Below are 1,768 nucleotides of genomic sequence, written 5' to 3' on the forward strand. Positions count from 1 at the left end.
TCGGTTCCGTTCATCTCCTCCATCTCCAGGTCGCAGATGATCACGTCGTAGGTCTCCGTCTGCAACCGCTCCAGGGCGCGGGCGCCGCTGGCGGCCAGGTGCACGGTGAAGCCACCGGCCTCCAGCATGGCGCGGTGCAGCGCGCGGGCGGTGAGCGAGTCGTCCACCACCAGGGCCCGGCGGCTCTGCGGCATGGCGACGGCGGCCGGAGCGGCCTCGGTCACCACCCAGCCAGGGCGAAGGATGAGCAGCAGCTCGCCACGGCTGAGGATGGCCGCGCCCTGGTAGGCGGGCACGTCCCGCACCTCGGCGGGCAGCGGGCGGATGACGAGGTCACGGTCACCCACCACCGCGTCCACCGCGAGCGCCATGCGCTTGCCACCGCTCTGCACGATGATGAGCGGCTGGCCCTCGGACGGAGGCGCCGAGGCACGCAGGCCCAGGCGGGCGCCCAGGTCCACCACCGGCACCAGCTGGCCGTTGTAGTCCAGCTGCGTCTTCAGGCGGCCGATGCGCAGGTTCTCCTGGGAGGCCAGCTGGGTGGACTCCACCGCCAGCATGGGCAGGCCCACCGCGGTGTCGATGGCGCGCACCGTGAGCACCGGCGAGCTGCCCAGCTCCATGGGCACGGTGAGGATGAAGCGCGTCCCGGAGCCCTTGGTGCTCACCACCTCGATGCGACCCTGCATGGACTCCGCCGCGGCACGCACCGCGTCCAGGCCGACGCCGCGGCCCGAGGTGTCGGTGACGTCCGTGCGGGTGCTGAAACCAGGGCGGAAGATGAGGTCGCGCAGCTGCGTCTCGTGCATGCGCGCGCCCTCCTCCGAGGTGATGAGGCCCTTGCGCTCGGCCGAGGCGCGCACCTGCTGCGGGTCGATGCCCCGCCCGTCGTCGCTCAGCTCCAGGAAGAGGATGTTGCCCTGCTGCTCCACGCGCAGGGTGAGGGCACCCTCGTGGTGCTTGCCGGCGCGCTCGCGCTCGTCCGGCATTTCAATGCCGTGGTCCACCGCGTTGCGCAGCAGGTGCACCATGGCGCCCTTGAGCTTCTCCAGCAGGCGGCGGTCCAGCGACACCTCGGCGCCCACCACCGAGAGCCGGGCCTGCTTGCCCAGCTGGCGCGACAGGTCGCGCACCATGCGTTGGAGCGGCTCGAGGATGGTGCGCACCGGACGCGTGGTGATGGACTTGAGGCCCTCCTCCAGGCTGTCCACGATGTCCGAGGCCTCGTGACCGTCGGCGCGCACGCCGGCCGTCACGCTCGCCAGCACCGCGCGGGCCCGGGCCGTGGGCGCCAGCAGCTCGCGCGCCGTCAGCAGCTCCACCGCCTTGGAGACGTCACGGAGCCGGTCCTCCAGGCGCATGCGGAACTCGCGCAGGCGCTCCACCTCGCGCATCAGCGCCGTCACCTGGGGGGCGGCCACGCGCCAGCCAGCGTCCGCGTCGTCATCCGCGATGGTCACGGAGGCCGCGGAGGCCTGCGAGGGGGCGGGAGCGGCCTTCGCCGGGGCGTGGGCCGTGGGGGCCTCGATGACCGGAGCGCCGCCAGCGGCCGCCTCCGGGGGAGGCGCGTCCGCCACCAGCTGGGCCAGCGCGGCCGTCGGATCCGGCAGCGAGTCCCCGCGGCCGTCCGCGTGCGCCTGGGCCCGCAGGAGGAACAGATCCAACCCGTGTAGCAGCATGTCCACCAGGGACCGCGGCATGGGCTGGATGTCCTTGCGCAGCGGCGCCAGGGCATCCTCCAGCTTGTGGGCGATCGAGCTCAGGTCCT

Annotated in this window: 1 protein-coding gene; it reads right to left on the reverse strand. The window is 73.1% G+C overall.

The window, feature by feature from the left end; all coding sequences use genetic code 11:
- A partial coding sequence (locus VF794_RS28120) for a hybrid sensor histidine kinase/response regulator (RefSeq protein ID WP_331115653.1) occupies positions 1 to 1,768 on the reverse strand: 1,768 nt, incomplete at both ends.

The organism is Archangium sp. (assembly GCF_036389735.1).
Classification (GTDB): Bacteria; Myxococcota; Myxococcia; order Myxococcales; family Myxococcaceae; genus Archangium.